The following is a 16,168-nucleotide window of genomic DNA, read 5'->3' on the forward strand; positions in this document are numbered from 1 at the left end:
GCGGTGGTCGCGCTCCAATGGATCCGTGGGCACCAGCAACAACACTGCAGCGGATGCTCGACCGGCCGAGGAAGCGTCGGCTCTGTCCACGGAGGTGCCGACGTTCGCGGGTTCACCCGCGTCGGCCGCCGTGGAGGATCCGGTCCTGTTCGAGTGGGACGCGCCGGATCCCGGCGCCCGCCCGACCGGTGATCCGGTTACGGACGCCGACGATCAACCGCCGTCACCGGACGAGATGGCCGGCGCACAGGCGCTCCCGCTCGATCTGCCCGACGCACCGGCGCGTACCGCGGGGCAGCCGCTGGTCCTCTACCGGGCCGCGCCGCGAGGCACCGCCGACCGCTGGGTGGACGCCGGACTAGCGCTCCTGCTCCGCGACCGAGACCGCGCGGGCGGCGCAAGGGGCCGGGCCGGCGACGCGCGCGGCGGGCCGGTGGACGGGAACGGGCTGGCGGGCGGCGGCCCGGTGGTGGGTGAGCGGAGCGCCCGGCCCTCGATGCGCCGCGGTGCCGCGCACAGCAGCGGCCAGGACACCGTGGCCACTCCCGCGCACGACGGGCTGCGGCACCCCGCGACCGGGCTCGCGTCCGCTCTTGCGCTCGGGCTGCTCGCGGCGTTCTTCGGCTGGGTCAGCGCGGCGCCGTTCTGGCTGGCGAACGGCGTGGGCACGACCGGCACCGCGACCGTCGTCCGCTGCCAGGAGCAGACGTTCGGCGACCGCTGCTCGGCCCGGTTCGTCGCCGCCGATGGTGCGTTCATCCGGACGGTCCGGCTCGCCGACCTCGACCCGTCCGACCGGGCGCCGGGCAGCACCGTCCGGGCACGCGTTCTGACGAGCGGCGACGTCGCCTACGCCGGGCCGGTCGCCGGTCTGCACCTGCGCTGGATCCTCGGGTTCGCTGCGGTGCTGGCCTGCGGTATCGGCACCGGCGCTGCCACCGGAGTGCAGCGGCTGCGCCGCGCGGGCCCCCGCAAGGTCGCGATGCTCTGGGCGCTGTCGCTGGGCGGCCCCGCCGCGCTCGCCCTGATCACCCTCGTCGCCGCGCTCTAAGGCGCCGGTGGTGCCCGGAGCGGAAAACCGCGGCCGGGCGGCGTCAGAAAGAAGAGAGCCACGCTGAGGGGATCGTCGGGACCCACCACCAAGACAGCGCGATCTGCAGGATCGCGACAGCGATCAGCAGGCCGGCTACCAGGCGATTGTCCGGGCGGCGGAGGGTCACGACCGCGGTGTAGGCGAGGAGGACGTACGCCAGCGCGGGCGAGTAGCCCAGGCCGAGCCAGGCACCGAGGACCAGCGCGAGCACCGGCGCGAGGTAACCGACCAGGGACGTGGGGCGTCGCCAGGCGTGCAGCACCGCGGCGAGGACGTAGAGCGGCACGTGTCCGAGGCCGGTCAGGACGGTGCGGGCCGCGGTGTCGAAGCTCTCCAGGACGCCGCCGCGGAACGTGAACGGTGCGGTGTCGAGCTCGCCGGTGAAACGCCACTCGAGGAACGCCCAGGCGGCGGTGACGAACGCGACCGGGAACAGCACGACGGCGAGCGTCGCGGCGGCCGAGCCCGGTTCGGCGCGGTACCGGGCGCCGGCGATCGACGGAACGGCCACCGCCAGAGCGAGCGCGAACACCAGCGCGATGTCATCGAATCCGGCCGCCGCCGCGACCGACAGGCCCGCGACGAAACCGCCCTCAGTGTCCTTGTCGATGACGAACCGGGTGAACCCGTCGATCGCCAGCGCGAACAGCGCGGTCACGGCGATCGCGGGCAGTGCCTCGGACGCCACGAACGCGGCTGCCGGAGCGGCGACCAGCGTCAGCAGGAGCGGAACCGCGACCACCGCGGGCACCCGCCGGAGCACCAGACGCTCCGCGAGCACCTGCACGACGACGCCCGCGAACAGCGCGGCGACCACCGAGAGCGCGAGCTCACCGCCCGGCAGTACCCCGGCGAGGAACGTCGGGACCGGCGGGTACGCGTGGCCCAGTCCGCCGAGCGCCGCGCCACCGTCGACGACGGCGTCGGCCTGGCGCTCCAGCAGCCGATGTTCGCTGCTGACGTATCCGCTCGCGTCGGCCACGACCGCCAGCACGACCAGCGGCAGGGCACACGCGACGCGGAGCGCCCAGCGGGCCGTCGGGTCAGCCGGCCACCGGTTGCTTCTCCAGCCCGGCAGCGCTGCCGGTGGGAGCGACAGTACTGAGGCCATGGAGCGTCTTCTCCCAGTAGTGGGGCTTGGTCACCAACTGCCAGAGGGCCTTGTACGAGGCGACCGAGTGGAACAGCCAGTAGGCCGGGTTGAGCAGCGCCCAGAGCACCAGGCCGTACCGGCCGCGCTTGAACGCGCCCATCATCGAGACGTAGATCATCAGCCCGTTGCCGAGCAGCAGGTTGACCAGGCTGAGCCAGAGCACCCACCCCGGAAAGACCGCAGCCAGCGCGCCCGGCGCGAGAAACAGCGACACGGCGAACAGCGCGAAGAGCGGCGGCGTGGCCAGGAACGTCGCCGGGGTACCGCCGATCAGCAGGACGAACGCGCAGGTCTGCCGGGTACCCGCGGCGCGGATCAGCGTTCCGGGGCGGCGGGCGTGTACCAGCAGCGTCTGCAGGTAGCCCTTGATCCAGCGGGACCGCTGCCGGATCCAGTTCCCGCCCGCCCGGTTCGCCTCCTCGTACGTGGTGCTGTGGACGACGCCCACGGTCCGGCCGAGCGCGGCGGCACGGATGCCCAGGTCGGCGTCCTCGGTGACGTTGAACGGGTCCCAGCCGCCGAGCTCGCGCAGTGCGTCGACCCGGAAGTGGTTGGACGTGCCGCCGAGCGGGATCGGCAGCCGCAGCCGCTCCAGGCCGGGCAGCATGTAGTCGAACCAGAACGAGTACTCGAGGGTGAACATCCTGGTCAGCCAGTTCTCGTCGGCGTTCCAGTAGTTCAGCGCCGCTTGGACGCAGACCAGGTCGTCACCACCGCGCCGGAACGTGAGCAGCGCCTTCTTGAGCTGGTCGGGGTCCGGCCGGTCTTCGGCGTCGTAGATGACCAGGTACTCGCCGCGCGCCAGGTAAAGGCCGACGTTGCAGGCCTTGGGTTTGGTCTTCGGGAGGTCGTCGGGGACCACGACGAACGTGAACGTGGCCGGTGGATCGGCGGCGCGCGCGGCGGCGATCGTCTCGGTGTCGTCGGCCTCGAGGAGCAGGAGCACTTCCAGCCGCTCCCTGGGCCAGTCCAGGTCGCCGAGGTTCTTCAGCAGGTCGGAGACGACGTTCGCCTCGCGGTAGACCGGGACGAGCACGGTATACATCGGCAGGTTCTCGTCGGAGAGCGCGCGGACGTCGTCGTCGGTGACGGTCTCGTCCCGCTCGTGGCGGGCACCGACCATGCAGACGACGAACTTGAACGCGACGCCGGCGAGCAGGATGACGCTGAGCAGCGCCATCGTGGCGGCGGCCGTAGCTTCGGGGGCCAGGACTGCGGCGGCGACGATGACTGCGACGGCGGCGGCCAGGCCGACCTTCTGCGCGGGGAGCAGGACGGTCCTGGCGGACTGGGTGGCGTTGCGGCGCCAGAGTCCGAGCGACGCCTGGTCGGCGATGACCTCCTGGTAGCCGCGGTGGAGGCCCTGGATCAGGTCCCACTCGGTGGTGACGCCGAGGTCGACGGTCTCGCCGAGGGTCTTCTCGATGTGGGCTCTTCGAGCGGCGGTGGGGCGGTCGACGGTGGCGACGAGCACCGCGTCTGCGGCGGGTGCGGATTCGGCCGCGGAGGCGCGGGCTGCGGGGCCGCGGGCTGCGGGGCCGCGGCCGATCGGGATCCAGCCCTCGCGGGCGAGTTGCTCGGGGGTGACCCGGCCGAGCAGCGCGGGGTCGAGCGCGCTTCCGGCGACGTCGACGAACGGGCAGTTCCAGCGCTCGGCGAGGAACCGGTAGAGGGCCTGCCGGCGGACGATTCCCGCGGCCACCAGGATCGCGCCGAGGCGTGATCCGGTGCGGCGCTGGGTGTCGAGGGCCCAGTCACGCTGGGCCGGGGTGATGAGGCCTGCGTCGACGAGCAGCTCTCCGAGGGGCGGCTCGCTCACGCTTAGTACATATCACGTATTTCGGACGCTAGGGTCGTTCTTGGCCGCGGTCACTGCGTCATAAACGACGCTCTTGGGGACGCCGACCGCGGCGGCGACCGCCCGCATCGCCTCCTTGCGCGGCACACCGCTGGCCTCGGCGAGCGCCACCCTCCGCGCCAGCTCGGCAGCGTCCGGCGCGTCTTCTGGCCGGGGCGGCGGCGCGCCCGAGATCACGACCGTGACCTCGCCGAGCAACCCGTCCTTCGCCCACTCGGCGAGCGCACCGAGCGTCCCCCGGCGCACCTCCTCGTGGGTTTTGGTCAGCTCGCGGCAGACCGCGGCCGGCCGGTCGGCGCCGAACGCCGCTGCCGCGTCGACCAGCGAGGAGCCGATGCGCCGGGGCGACTCGAAGAACACCATCGTGCGTTGTTCGGCGGCCAGCGCCGCGTACGCGGACTTTCGCTTTCCCGGCGCGCTCGGCAGGAAGCCCTCGAAGCAGAACCGGTCGGACGGGAGGCCGGAGAGCGTCAACGCGGTGGTCACCGCCGACGGCCCGGGCAGCACCGCCACCGGGATGTCGGCCGCGATCGCGGCGGTGACCAGCCGATATCCGGGGTCCGAGACGCTGGGCATGCCCCCGTCGGTGATCAGGAGGACGGTGGCGCCCGCGGCGGCCCGGTCGCGGAGGCCGTCGGTCTGCCGCTGCTCGGTGACGTCGTCGTAGCGGACGATCTGCCCGGTGACCGTGACGCCCAGATCGGACGCCAGGCGGCGCGCCCGCCGGGTGTCTTCGGCCGCGATGACGTCGGCGGTGGCCAGCGCCTCCTTGAGCCGGTCGGTCGCGTCGCCCGAATTACCCAACGGCACGCCTGCGAGGATGACCCTGCCCTGAGCGCTCACCGCCCCAGTATCGACGCGCGTCTAGCGCCAGGGCTGCGCCGGTACCGAGTTGTCGTCGTTGACCCGGCGGGTGGCCCGGCGCACCACGACCGGACCCTCGGCGCGCAATCGGCGGCCGCGCACCAGGATCGTCGCCGCGAGACCCGCGCCGAGCAGCGCCAGATACGCGGCCCAGCCGTAGCCGGCAAAGCTCCAGGTATCCAGTGAAGCCAACACGATGAGGCTGCTGATCGCGAGGCACGCGTACTGAATCCAGCTCTCGCTCTCCGGGTTCGTGAACGACTTCTCGAACGTCGGAATAGCCGCTAGGGCGTCAGCGAGTATCGCGAATACGATCGCGTACCGGGCGTCGGCGAACACACCCCAGCAGACAACGCCCAGCGCGGCGAAAACACCGCACACAAAATCCGAGCGCGAGGTCCGCCAGTGCGCAGATCTGCTACGCATCGAAACCAGTAGGGTGAGGGTCGGATTGACCCCGGCGACCAGCGTGATGAAAGCCGGAAGATGCACACCCTCGCTGAGCTGAGCGACGAACGCGATGTACGGAACGATCGCCCACAACGTCCAGGTGACCAAGTGCGGCTTGACCCGGCCCTGTAAGGCCTTTCGGACGTAGACGCTCGTCCCGAGAATGTTGAACAGTAGCGCGACAAAGACGAAGTACGGATCGATCACGGCCCCTCACCCGGTTATCGTCGACAGCGCCAATACCCGAGTGACGCTAGTAACGGCTACCGATAAGACCTCACCTCCTAGACCGCGGGCACGAGGTATTCCTCCAGGGACTTCCCCAGCGACCACAGATATTCAAAATCAGCCGCCCGCTTCCGGAGCTGGCCGATATCGAGAACCAGCTTGGTATTGAGTATCGCCGGGACCGCGTGGTCCACCCGGCTCGACGAGGCCACCGTCTCGTAGCTGACCTCACCGTCGAAGATGATGAAGTCACGCAGGTCCATGTGGGACTGGTTGATGCGGTGGTAGTCGAGCACTCGAAGCTCGATGCCCGCGGCGCGCTGCATCGCGCAGATGTCGCCGAAGCCCTCGTCGGTCACCATGTCGGGCTTGTCGAAGATGAAGATCCGCCGCACCGTGACGCCGCGGCGGCGGGCGTCCTGCTGGGCCTGCAGATACCGACGCCCCAGCGCGCTCTGCCAGAAGCCGTTGCCGAAGCTGTCACCGCCCCCGTCCACGGTCGCGAAGCTCGTCGCGTCGATGTGCGTGCGCGTGCAGTCGGTCAGGCCGATCAGCCAGTCCCGGTCCTCACCCTCGTACGTCGCCTCACCCGCGGCCAGGGCCTTCAAGAACGACGACGTCCGGTTGATCTCGTTCTGCGCGAATTGGTACACGAGGGCGGGCTCACCAGGCTTGATCAGGATCGCATGCTGGACCATCTGCGTGACCGCATCGGAGCGCGCCGCGGTCTCCTCCAGCAGCCCGAACAGGCGCGCGGACTCACTGATCTGCATGAAGGCGCGATTGACCAACTCGTGAATGTTCTGCTCGTGCTCGATCTGCCGTTCTTCGATCGCCCGTAACCGGCCTTCGAGTTCCATCAGGAATTGCACGACGAGTACGACGCCGCCGAGGAAGACCGACAGCGTCAGCGACGTCAGCGCGGCTTGATCGACGCTGCCCGAGCCGCTGCGATTCGTGAGCGTGGTCAGGCCGTAGGTGAGGCCGCCGATTCCCAACGAGACGATGATCCGCCGAGCTATCCGTGCGTTGCTCGTCCCCATGGGACTCCTCGCGCCCCGCGAGTCCCTGCTCATACGTTTCCCGCCGCCGACCGCAGGGAGCCCTCGAGTGGCTGCGCCGTCACGTCGAGACGATCGAGCATGCGCACCGCGAGGTGATTGCGGATCCGCTCGACCTGCGCCTGCCACTGCCGCGTCAGGCCGGAGGCGCGGTCCACGCCGTCCCAGAACGGCTGCATCCCGCCTCCCAGCCGGGCAGCGGGCATCCAGTGGTGCAGCACGTTGTCGATCGCGTCCCGGAGCGGGTCGACCGTCATCCGATCGCCGGACGAGTCGAGCCGGCTCCGGTCGATGATGTCGAGCAGCACGCTGAGCAGCCAGTCGTGCAGCGCCAGGTCAGCACAGAAGTCGGCCACCTCGCGGGGCTGGAGGCCGGTGCCCGCCATCCGCACGGTCCGCAGTTCGTCGGACTCCATCGAGAATTCGATCCGCGGGTTGTCCGCGTCCTCGGTCAGGACCCACCGCAGCCGGGTCCGGGTGGCCCGGAACGGTGGCCTTCCGCCCAGGTCAGGTGAGCGTTGCACCGCGCTGAACAACCGCTTACCGATCGCACCGAGGTTGGGAGTGTCGGCGGCGGGCCAGCCGGTGGCGACGCGCTCGTCCGGGAACGAGCCGAGCGTCTCGATCACACCCGGCCGCGCCAGGTAGTGGGACCACGGCATCCGTCGGCTGGTCTCGCCCCGCTGGGCGGTCACGGTGGTGGCCGTCTGCAGAATCTGCCCGCCGGTGATCGCGGCGAACGAGGCCGCGGTGCCGACCGCGCGCGGGCCCGCGCCGGAGGCGGTGCTCAACCGGCAATCGAGGCCGTCGTAGAGGTCCGGGGAAACGACATAAGAAACCGGTCGGACGGAAGACCGGACAGCATCGCCCAGACGACGCGAAAGGACGCGCTGCGCCATCGCGTTCGTGATTGGTGCGGAATGCCGCAGCAGTCCTGTGTGTATCTCGCCAAGCACCAGCACTCTCGCCCCCGGTTCCAGTCACGGCCGGCTATGGGTCGCCGACGACGCTCCCATCAAAAACGTAGTTGATGCGGTTGACGATTTCGCCCGGAAGACGGAAACCTTCGGCCACACTTCGCTGAGTGATCTCGGCGGCCACCGCATCGTCCACATTAATTTGACTGAGGATCACGCGCACCGCCTGCTCCGTCAACAAGAAGCGGGTCGAGAGCACGGAGAGTGTTTGGTACGCACAAAAAGGATCGGCGTCGGGATTCAACTGAACAACAGCCGGAAGATTCTCCCACTGATCTATGAACTCCGGCCGAAATGGCTGTGGAACGGAGACCGGCGCGCCCTTGAAACGCAGCACTCCCAAACGCACCAACTGCCACACCGCGGCGAGAAAAGCGCAGGACCAGACTCGTCTCTTGGGTTCTTCGCTCCACAGCTCGACGTCGACGAATACCGAGTGGCGGCGCGCGGAATTCTGTCGCGGCGGTTCCCATCCACGGCTTCGGCCCATCGCCTCGCCGCCGCCGATCGGCGAGCGGGTGCCGTTGCTCAGCCAGCCGGTCTCGGTCGCGGGTGGACGTGACCCATCGTCACCGACGGCGGGCTCCGGTACCAGGCGATCCATGACGAGCGAGGCCAACTCGACGTCGTCGGAGACGGCGCAGGCCGCTTCCCTGGCCAGATAGTCGATCCGGACGCCGGCGGCCGCGGCTGCCTCCTGCAACGCCGGGATGACGACGTCGGGCGTGCTGAACGGCGCGAAGTAGTCGTCGATCAGAAAGCAGGTGCTGACCCGCGTGCGGTTCCGCTCGGACGGCGAGCCGAACGCCCGGGTGGCGCTCTCCACCCACGGCGCGACCCGGCGGAAATGGTCGACGAGATCCTTACCGGGCCGGAAGTCCTCGCGATAGAGGTGCCCCAGCTCGATGGACAGATGCGACAGCGGTAGCGAGTCCACCTTGCCGCGCGCTGACGCTTCGCCGTAGGTCGCCTCGACGGCGTTCACAGGCGCTCCCACCGGGCGTCTTCGGCGAGCTTCCCGGCGAGCGCGATGAACGCCTCGATCGTCGCTCTGTTGGCGACCTGCCGCGCGTACACGTCGTCGTCGAGGATCAGTTGCTCCCGCCACTGGAGGACCGGATCGAGCGGGATGCTGCCGAGCAGGTTCGTCCGGCCGAGGTGGTGCCGGCCGGCGAGCTCCTGCAGTTCCCGATTACACCTGCGCAACCACGCCACCTGGGCCGCACGAAGGCCCGACAGCTGGTCCGAGTCCGGGTCGACGACCGCGGTACGAACGAACCGGATCGCGTTGGTGAGCGCCGCACCGTCCAGACCGATGGTCTTCCCGCCGTCGATGATTCCCCGCTCGCCGTACACCAGTCCGTTCGCGGCGATGATGTGCTGCCTGGTCCAGCGGTGGAACACCAGCCAGCGCCACCCGACCTGGCCGAGCGCGGGGTCGGTCAGGGCTTCCAGCACGAGCTCGGTCGCGTAGGACCGGCCGGCGCTGAGATCGACGATGCAGAGGTCGAACTCGTCGTCGAGGTTGGCCAGCAGGGTCGCGCAGCGTGCGGCGTCCCCCGGCAGGCGCGCGAACTCGCCGCCGCCCTCATCGCCGGGGAGGAGCACCAGCCGACCGGCGCCGCGGGGCCGGTCGAGCTCCGCGCGGTTGGTCTGTTTCCAGATGTCGCACTGGATCGGGTCGCTGGCGCCGCCCCGCAGGTACGTGTGCGTCCCCGGACGCTTCTTCACACCCCGGGCCACGTCGCTGAGCTGGAAGATCGCGCCCGCCGTCGGCGATCCGAAGTCGAAGTCCAGATAGCACACGTTGATGCCGTCGAGCGCGCGACGATACGCGACGTTACTGACAGTCACCGATCGGCCGGTACCGCCCTTGTCCGAGGTCGCGAAGACGATCATGTCCGCTCACTCCGCAGCGCTCTGGCGGGCGGCGTCGAGTTCGTCGAGGCCGCGCAGTACGTCCGCCACCAACGCGGACGCCGTAGCCGGCTTGTCGTTGACGATCTCCTGGGCACGGCGGAGGTGGGCTCGCAGCCGCTGCATGCTTCCACGCATCGCCGGACCGGCCTCGAGCGAGCCGCTGAACAACTCCCGGTCGAGGAGCTGCGCGGCCTCGCTGATCTGGTGGGTGGCCGTCTGCAGCAGCAGGTCGCTGCGCGGCGGCTTGTCGAGCACCAGGTCCGCCATCATGACGAGGCACTCCATGACCCGCTCGGTCTGGTACCAGGACGGCTGGGTGTAGGTCGCACCGCGTCCGAAGACCTCGGCGGGCTGATCCCAGAGTGAGCCCTCCGGCCGCGCGATCCGCCGCGTCGCCAGGTGATCCCAGACCTGGTCGGCCAGGCGCCCCAGGTCGCTCCGCAACTCGGGGCTCCGCGTCAGGCCGGCCAGCGTGATGACACGCTTGAGGAGCATGACCGAGAAGTCGGAGACGACCCAGGTCAGCGACGGGCCGCCCTCGGTGTCGCTGCCGGCCAGGCGCAGCGGGACGCCCGGGTCGTGCAGGTCGAGCGCCTGGTCGCGGGCGAGCGGGCGACGGGTGACACGCCCGCGGCTGGCCAGCTCCAACAGCACGCTGAGCACCCGCTCGAGGTCGCTGTCGGGCGCCTTCCGCTGCGCGAGGTCGTGGGTGACCAGCGAGGTGACCAGCAGGCTGAAGTACTCCGACTCCTCGCCGTCACTGGTCCGCCAGGGAATGTCTTCGAGCGGCCAGCGCTCGGACTCAGAACTCGCGATCGTCGCCCAGTACGAGCGCACGAGGTCGTACCGGAGCTGGAGCGCTGCCGCCAGCCGCTGCTGCTCCTCGTTGAGCAGGCGCAGGACTCGCGTTCGCTCGCTGGTGAGGTCGACGATGCCGGCCAGGGCGATCGTCGTGAAGTACAGCAGCGGTCGGCGCTGCGCGAGGCCCTCGCGCTGCACCCCGACGGGTTCCGTGGTCTCGATCTCCGGAGCGCCGCGCAGCGTCCCCCAGGTCCAGCCGCACTCGAACAGCAGGTTCGGCTTCTCCAGCTCGGACTGCTGGCCGGAACCGATGCTCAGGTCACGCAGCCCGGCGCGGACCTCCTTGAGGCGGGTCTGAAGGTCTTCGACGACCTGGGCCTCCGGCGCCCGACGCTGGTTGACCGTGCCGATCAGCGTCTGCCAGGGAAGCGAGCCCTCTTCGAACACGTTGACGGTGAAGCTCCGCAGCAACCCCACCATCGCCGCGCTCAGCCGGACGCTCGCCAGCCGCTCCAGCTCTTTCGCCTCGTCGATCAACTCTTGCCGGGTCAGGCTGGCCCGGAGGACCCGGACGAAACCGATCGTGGCCAGCGTGAGCGTGATCGACATCGAGTACGCGTCGACGACGTGCAGCTTTCGCTGTTCGTCGGAGATTTTCTCGGGATCATCGGCGTTGAAGTACGAGCCGCCGGAGAAATCCGGCGCGCCATCAGTATCGACGTACTCGTGCAGATATTCGGTCAAGTAGCGGATCAGACGGCGCGGAATGTCGATGCTGTCGCCGATCTTCCGCAGCGCGTCGGCCGCCTCGTCGTCCGTTTCGTCCGGCTGGTCGAGACGGAAGATGTTGACGAGTGAAGCGGGATGCATGATGCAGAGCAGTTGCTCCGCGTCGGAAATGGAGTTTCGCCCGTCGCGGCCGCCCCACTTCCAGCCGCCGGCCTTTTCGCCGTTTACCCCGAGGCTCGCGACCGCGCGCCAAATGTCGAGGATTTGCTGCCGTGGCTGCACTCTCATCGCGTCATCGCCACCCTCCCCCATCCGAGACGTCAATGGCGAACGCCGAGCCGCCGCCGCCACGGTAGATGCGCCACAAGCGACCGTTTAACACGCTACTACACCGGGCACGCCGTACAGAACGGACCGACGGACGCCCATTGCCCGTCGACCGACGAACTTCACACGGGCGACCCGTGCAAACTCATGACTCTCACGGGACATCTGATCAACCCCGCGTACATTGATCAGTCATGAGGCATTGGACGGCTCATCGCGCACCATCACACTCAAAAAGTCCTATGGTTTGCAGAACCAACAAAGGGGATAAACAACTCATAGAGAGAAGCGATCAACAAACCTCACACACGGGAGTTGTCGAGCACTAGCGGCGAGAGTGAACCCGAACCCCGTACGAGCCGTAACACGATCGAGTGCCCGACAATCCGTCCGCTAAGGAAGGCGTGAGCTGCGGATGAACGTTGCGGCCGGACGAAAGGCTTGTAACAGGCTTGTGCCCAGGTCGCGCGGCTGCTTGCGCGCGCGACGTGAGCGGGTGCAAGATCTCCAGCCAGTGCCCCTGAGGCTCCGGCTGCAGGAGCGTAAGAATCGCTCTTGCCGCTGTAGTCGACAGTGTCACCGCGCGCACAGTCGGCGCCTTGGACGGGTGGTAGGTTCAGTTGTCTACGACTACTGCGAAGGAACGACGTGACTGCGGCCATCCACGAGCAGGCGACGACCGAATCAAGCTCTGACGGGTATTTGGTTCGCGTCGGCGAGACGCGTGACCTGGACGCAGTATATGCCATCGCCTGCGCTAAGTTTGCTACAGCAGATGTCTACCCCCAATTCCTGTTCGGGCAGTTCGCCGACATTCTTGGGGAAGGCTTCGTCGTTGCCGAGTATCGCGGCGAAGTAGTCGGTTATTCGGTCACCATGCTGGACGCCGCCCACCCCGATCACGGGGTCGTGCTGTCCTCGGCCGTCAACCCGGCGCACGCCCGCAGCGGCGTCGATGAGCTGCTGCACGCGAGGGCGATGCGATACCTCGCCGAACGATCCCGTGAGGTCGACCCGAAGAAGCCGGCGCCTCCGCGCGAGCCGTATGTCGGGCAGACCTTCGGCCCTTATCGCGTGCGAGAGTTTCGCGCCTCCGACCTTGCCGGCGTGTACGGCGTCGAACTCAGCGCCTTCGGCGACGATCCCTATCCGGTGCTGTTCTTCGAACAGCTCGCCACGGTGCTGGGCGGGGGCTTTCTCGTCGCCGAGAGTCACTCAGCGGACGGCCCGGCCGTGGTCGGGTACCTCCTCGCCGTTCTCGACGCGCGCTATCCGGACCTGGGTTGGGTCATGTCGGTGGCCGTGCACGCCGAGCACCGCGGGCACCACGTCGGCTACCACCTGATGGACGCTGCGGAGACCTACTTCAAGAGCCAGCGTTGTAGCGAGGTCATGCTGACCGTCGACCCGGACAACGTGCCGGCGGTGACGCTCTACAAGAACCTGGATTACCGGGAGATCGAGCGGAACGACAACCACCACGGTCTCAACCTCTCCCGCCTGGTGATGAAGCAGCACACGTTCGTGGACGTACCGCGGCTGAAGGGCGAGTAGCGCTACTCGCGAACAGCTCGGGGCCCCGCTCGGCCCGTCGCAACGATCATCGCCTCGTGCCCCTCTCGCAACGACCCGTCCGCCCCGTACGGAACGCGTTGGACCGACACGTCCGTCGCGACGCGTGTGAGCACGTCCTCAACGGCCGCTTTGTCGACCGCATGCGCCGGGAACGGCACGCCGTGCACGCTGTATCCATGAGAGTTTTCCATGTGCGACGTGGCGAACGGCGCACCTTGGCGCAGCGATCCGACGAAAGACTCCATCGCACCGATGAATTCCGCCTCTTTGGTCGACAGCGACTCAGCGACGAAGAACATCGTCCCCAAGTCGTACTGCCGACCTTTCAGCCGAAATAAGTCATCGTGACGAATGTGCGCCTTCTGTCGAAACAGCTGCCGCGGATCGCGCACGCGGCGATAAGGCCGCCTCGTCGTCAACTCGTTCCAGAACAGGAGCCAGTTGTCGTCGAACTCTGCCTGCTGCCGGTCCAGCCAGGCGACGTTCGCCGCGCCACGCTCGACCAGCACCAGGCGGTCGACGAACGGCAGCATCGCCAGCGCCGGGTAGAGATTGGCACCGGTGCCGACGTCCACCGCGGTTCGTTCACCCCGCCGGATCCCGAACCGACCGCGCCTGAATCCGGCGTCAGTGAAGAAGTCCCGGACTACCCGTAGGATGTGTCGGTCGTCGTCGCGGACCTGCAGGTAGTTGTCATCTACATAGGACGACGGGTCGAAGCGATCCCAGTCGGCATCGGCGTTTCGTACAGCCGGCCCCGCCCCGGATCGGTCGTCTTGTGTCACCCGTGGCTCCGCTCGACGTCGGTCGCTGCAGTAACCGGCCAGTAACCAGTCCTATCATGGAATCACGGATGGCACGGGCGCGATCACACACTGTGGACTCCGCAGGGGGCAAGCATGAAGCACCATGACCCGACGGCGCCCCTACCGCCTGAGTACCGAATCAGGCAGTGCCGCCGGGAGGACCTCTTCGGAGTTATCCACGTCGACGCCATGGCCTTCGCCGGGCACGATCTGTTTCCAGGCTTCTTCTTCGTTCAGGCACTGGACATTTGTGGCGACGGCTTTTTGATTGCTGATTTCCACAACGAGATCGTTGGATACGCCATCGCAGCACGGAGGCAGGACGAAGTCTTACAGGGATGGATATTGTCGACCGGCGTTCTACCGGACCACCAGCGGCGTGGGATAGGAAGCAACCTCACCGCGCAGGTGGAGTTGTTTCTGGCGCGCGCGGGAGTATCGGCCACTGTACTGACCGTAGACCCAGAGAATGCGACGGCGCTCCGCTTCTATCAGCGCCTCGGGTACGAGCAGGTCAGCAGATTCCCGGACCACTTCGGCGAGCGCGAGGACCGGATACTGATGAAACGGCGATTGAATTAGCGTCGGATCTGCCAGCGCTGCATGCCATCTCGGGTTCCCGCCTCGCTCCGGCGCGCGAACAGGAAGACCGTCGATTGGGCGATCAGGGAGCCCGCGAACGCCAGCGTCCACGGCCAGCTGATCGGCGAGTACCGGACGACAACGGCGCCGGCCGCGGGCGCGATGACGATGACAGCGGTGAGAAGGTGGGTCCACACCGACTGGGTGAACCGGCTAGCGAGCGAGAAACCCGACCGGAAGTAGCAGCCCAACGCCACCGAGGCCACCCCACCGGTGATCAGGGCCGGCACCCAGGACGGCGTCAGCTGCGCGTACGTCACTTCGAGCGAGACGACGAACGGTAGAACTCCGCCGTACTCCGAGAGGACGTTGCCCCACTTCATGTTGTCGACGAATGCATTGGACCGCAGCCGCGCCAGCTCGCCCGACGTGTTCGCGTAGATGATCAGCGCCAGCGTCGTCGTCAACGCCGCGCCGAGCAGGAGCACCTTGATGTCGTCCGGGTACTTCCCCGACGTGAACGAGAAGCCGAGCACGAACGTGATCGCCGCCAAGATGCCGGCCGCGAACGCAATGCCCGCCATCGACTCGTCGGACTGGAGCGTGGCGATGTCCTCGTTCTCGAAGCGCGCCACCTCGAGCACCCGCCGGCCGCCGAGGTGGTACGCGCCGGTGACCGCGTAGCTCTCCTCGTCGATCAGGCGTTGAATGGCCTGCCAGGACGTCAGCGCGAGGAGGTACCGCTCATCCGGGTCGAGGTACTCGTACCGGCTCTTGTAGACGCAGTAGAGGCCGTGCCGCCCGGGCGCGAACAGGTTGTCCAGCGCTCGCCGTCCGACGAACCCCTGTTCGAACAGAGCATGCAGCAGGTCCGTGTCGTCCACCGCTACCTGCATCGAGACTGCCGGCCGATCGCGGACGTCGCGCCCCTTGGCCTCCTGCAGCACGTCGGCGATCAGCAGTTTCTCATCGCCGTGGCTCCGCCGTTCCGGATGCACGACGAGGGACGACAAGAAGACGTGGGAACCGGGCGGCCGCTCGACCACCAGGTAGGCGACTGGGACACTGCCGACCTCGGCCAACCGGACGCCTTCAGAAGTATCCGGTGGCGGCGCGCCCAGGCCGGGCCCCGCTAACCCGTGCAGCTCCGCGAGTGCGTCCAAGTCGGCGGTCGTGGCAGACCGAACCGTGGCATCTGTGGTCATGACCCCCCAGTCACCGCGCGTACCCCGGGGTCCATTATCGGTATTCGCGGCGCCGCAAGGACGCCATTCGCGCTAGGCATCCGTGGCCGCGCCGGACGCCGTACCGCGCGGGCTAGCGAGGGCCCAGCAGGTCCCAGCGGTTACCGGCGATGTCGAGGAACACGACGACCCGTCCGTAGGGCTCGTCGCGCGGCTCGCCGACGAACTCCACCCCGGCTGCCCGCATGCGCTCGTAGTGCGCCTCGAAGTCGTCCACCCGGAGGAAGAAACCGACCCGGCCGGCGAACTGGTCGCCGACCGCCGCAGCCTGACGCTCGCCGTCGGCCTGGGCGAGCAGGATGCCGGTCTGCGCGCCCGGCGGCCGGACCACGACCCAGCGCTTCGGGCGGCCGCCGTGGGTGGTCACCGCCGGTGAGTCTTCGACCAACTCGAAGCCGAGAACCTCGGTGAAGAATTCGATCGCCGGGTCATAGGACTCCACCACGATCGCGAACGACTCGATGTGCACGTTCGCAGCCTACGGACGCGGCGGTGGCACT

The 16,168-nt window shown here is 68.3% G+C and carries 15 protein-coding genes; 3 read left to right on the top strand and 12 right to left on the bottom strand.

The genetic code is table 11. The features are described 5' to 3' along the window. Positions 1-25: 25 nt before the first annotated feature. Positions 26-1,051, top strand: coding sequence for a hypothetical protein (locus BUB75_RS34715; protein WP_143175610.1), 1,026 nt, complete (start codon positions 26-28; stop codon positions 1,049-1,051). Positions 1,052-1,094: 43 nt separating this feature from the next. Here the strand turns inward: BUB75_RS34715 and BUB75_RS34720 are convergent, their stop codons facing one another. The 9 genes from BUB75_RS34720 to BUB75_RS34760 form a co-directional block, all read right to left on the bottom strand. Beyond that, positions 1,095-2,204 carry a hypothetical protein gene (locus tag BUB75_RS34720; protein WP_073263334.1) on the bottom strand — a complete coding sequence of 370 codons (1,110 nt, stop codon included), beginning with the start codon at positions 2,202-2,204 and terminating at the stop codon, positions 1,095-1,097. Further along, complete coding sequence (locus BUB75_RS34725; RefSeq protein ID WP_073263336.1) at positions 2,137-4,065, bottom strand: glycosyltransferase family 2 protein; 1,929 nt, start codon at positions 4,063-4,065, stop codon at positions 2,137-2,139. Before BUB75_RS34725 ends, BUB75_RS34720 begins: the two co-directional genes overlap by 68 nt. Before the next feature lie 12 nt (positions 4,066-4,077). Beyond that, positions 4,078-4,947, bottom strand: a complete 870-nt coding sequence (rsmI, locus tag BUB75_RS34730) for a 16S rRNA (cytidine(1402)-2'-O)-methyltransferase (protein WP_073263338.1) — start codon at positions 4,945-4,947, stop codon at positions 4,078-4,080. Positions 4,948-4,968: 21 nt separating this feature from the next. Next, positions 4,969-5,625, bottom strand: coding sequence for a hypothetical protein (locus BUB75_RS34735; protein ID WP_073263340.1), 657 nt, complete (start codon positions 5,623-5,625; stop codon positions 4,969-4,971). Between the two features lie 77 nt (positions 5,626-5,702). Continuing rightward, a complete protein-coding gene (locus tag BUB75_RS34740; RefSeq protein ID WP_073263342.1) occupies positions 5,703-6,689 on the bottom strand; it encodes a DUF6879 family protein in 987 nt (328 codons plus the stop codon). Positions 6,690-6,718: 29 nt separating this feature from the next. Continuing rightward, positions 6,719-7,669: an SCO2521 family protein gene (locus BUB75_RS34745; RefSeq protein WP_342761166.1), complete on the bottom strand. Its 951-nt coding sequence runs from the start codon at positions 7,667-7,669 to the stop codon at positions 6,719-6,721. A gap of 28 nt (positions 7,670-7,697) precedes the next feature. Beyond that, the gene (locus BUB75_RS34750; protein ID WP_073263347.1) at positions 7,698-8,669 is read right to left on the bottom strand and encodes an SCO2522 family protein; all 972 of its coding nucleotides are present in this window, start codon (positions 8,667-8,669) and stop codon (positions 7,698-7,700) included. Then, positions 8,666-9,583: an SCO2523 family variant P-loop protein gene (locus tag BUB75_RS34755; RefSeq protein WP_073263349.1), complete on the bottom strand. Its 918-nt coding sequence runs from the start codon at positions 9,581-9,583 to the stop codon at positions 8,666-8,668. Before BUB75_RS34755 ends, BUB75_RS34750 begins: the two co-directional genes overlap by 4 nt. A gap of 6 nt (positions 9,584-9,589) precedes the next feature. Next, on the bottom strand, positions 9,590-11,422 hold the full coding sequence (locus BUB75_RS34760) for an SCO2524 family protein (protein ID WP_073263351.1): 1,833 nt from the start codon (positions 11,420-11,422) through the stop codon (positions 9,590-9,592). Positions 11,423-12,109: 687 nt separating this feature from the next. Between BUB75_RS34760 and BUB75_RS34765 the strand changes: the two genes are divergently transcribed. After that, positions 12,110-13,015, top strand: a complete 906-nt coding sequence (locus tag BUB75_RS34765; RefSeq protein WP_143175611.1) for a GNAT family N-acetyltransferase — start codon at positions 12,110-12,112, stop codon at positions 13,013-13,015. A 2-nt stretch (positions 13,016-13,017) separates the two neighbouring features. On the opposite strand, the gene BUB75_RS34770 is transcribed toward BUB75_RS34765, so the two are convergent. Beyond that, positions 13,018-13,821, bottom strand: coding sequence for an SCO2525 family SAM-dependent methyltransferase (locus BUB75_RS34770; RefSeq protein ID WP_073263355.1), 804 nt, complete (start codon positions 13,819-13,821; stop codon positions 13,018-13,020). Between the two features lie 114 nt (positions 13,822-13,935). Here BUB75_RS34770 and BUB75_RS34775 point away from each other — a divergent pair, with 114 nt between their 5' ends. After that, positions 13,936-14,424 carry a GNAT family N-acetyltransferase gene (locus BUB75_RS34775; protein WP_084742086.1) on the top strand — a complete coding sequence of 163 codons (489 nt, stop codon included), beginning with the start codon at positions 13,936-13,938 and terminating at the stop codon, positions 14,422-14,424. Here BUB75_RS34775 and BUB75_RS34780 read toward each other — a convergent pair. Next, on the bottom strand, positions 14,421-15,629 hold the full coding sequence (locus BUB75_RS34780; protein WP_073263357.1) for a GNAT family N-acetyltransferase: 1,209 nt from the start codon (positions 15,627-15,629) through the stop codon (positions 14,421-14,423). The genes BUB75_RS34775 and BUB75_RS34780 overlap by 4 nt on opposite strands. A 112-nt stretch (positions 15,630-15,741) precedes the next feature. Further along, positions 15,742-16,137 (bottom strand): VOC family protein, encoded by a 396-nt coding sequence (locus BUB75_RS34785; RefSeq protein WP_073263359.1) that lies wholly within the window; start codon positions 16,135-16,137, stop codon positions 15,742-15,744. Between the last annotated feature and the right edge of the window lie 31 nt (positions 16,138-16,168).

Source organism: Cryptosporangium aurantiacum (assembly GCF_900143005.1).
GTDB lineage: Bacteria > Actinomycetota > Actinomycetes > Mycobacteriales > Cryptosporangiaceae > Cryptosporangium > Cryptosporangium aurantiacum.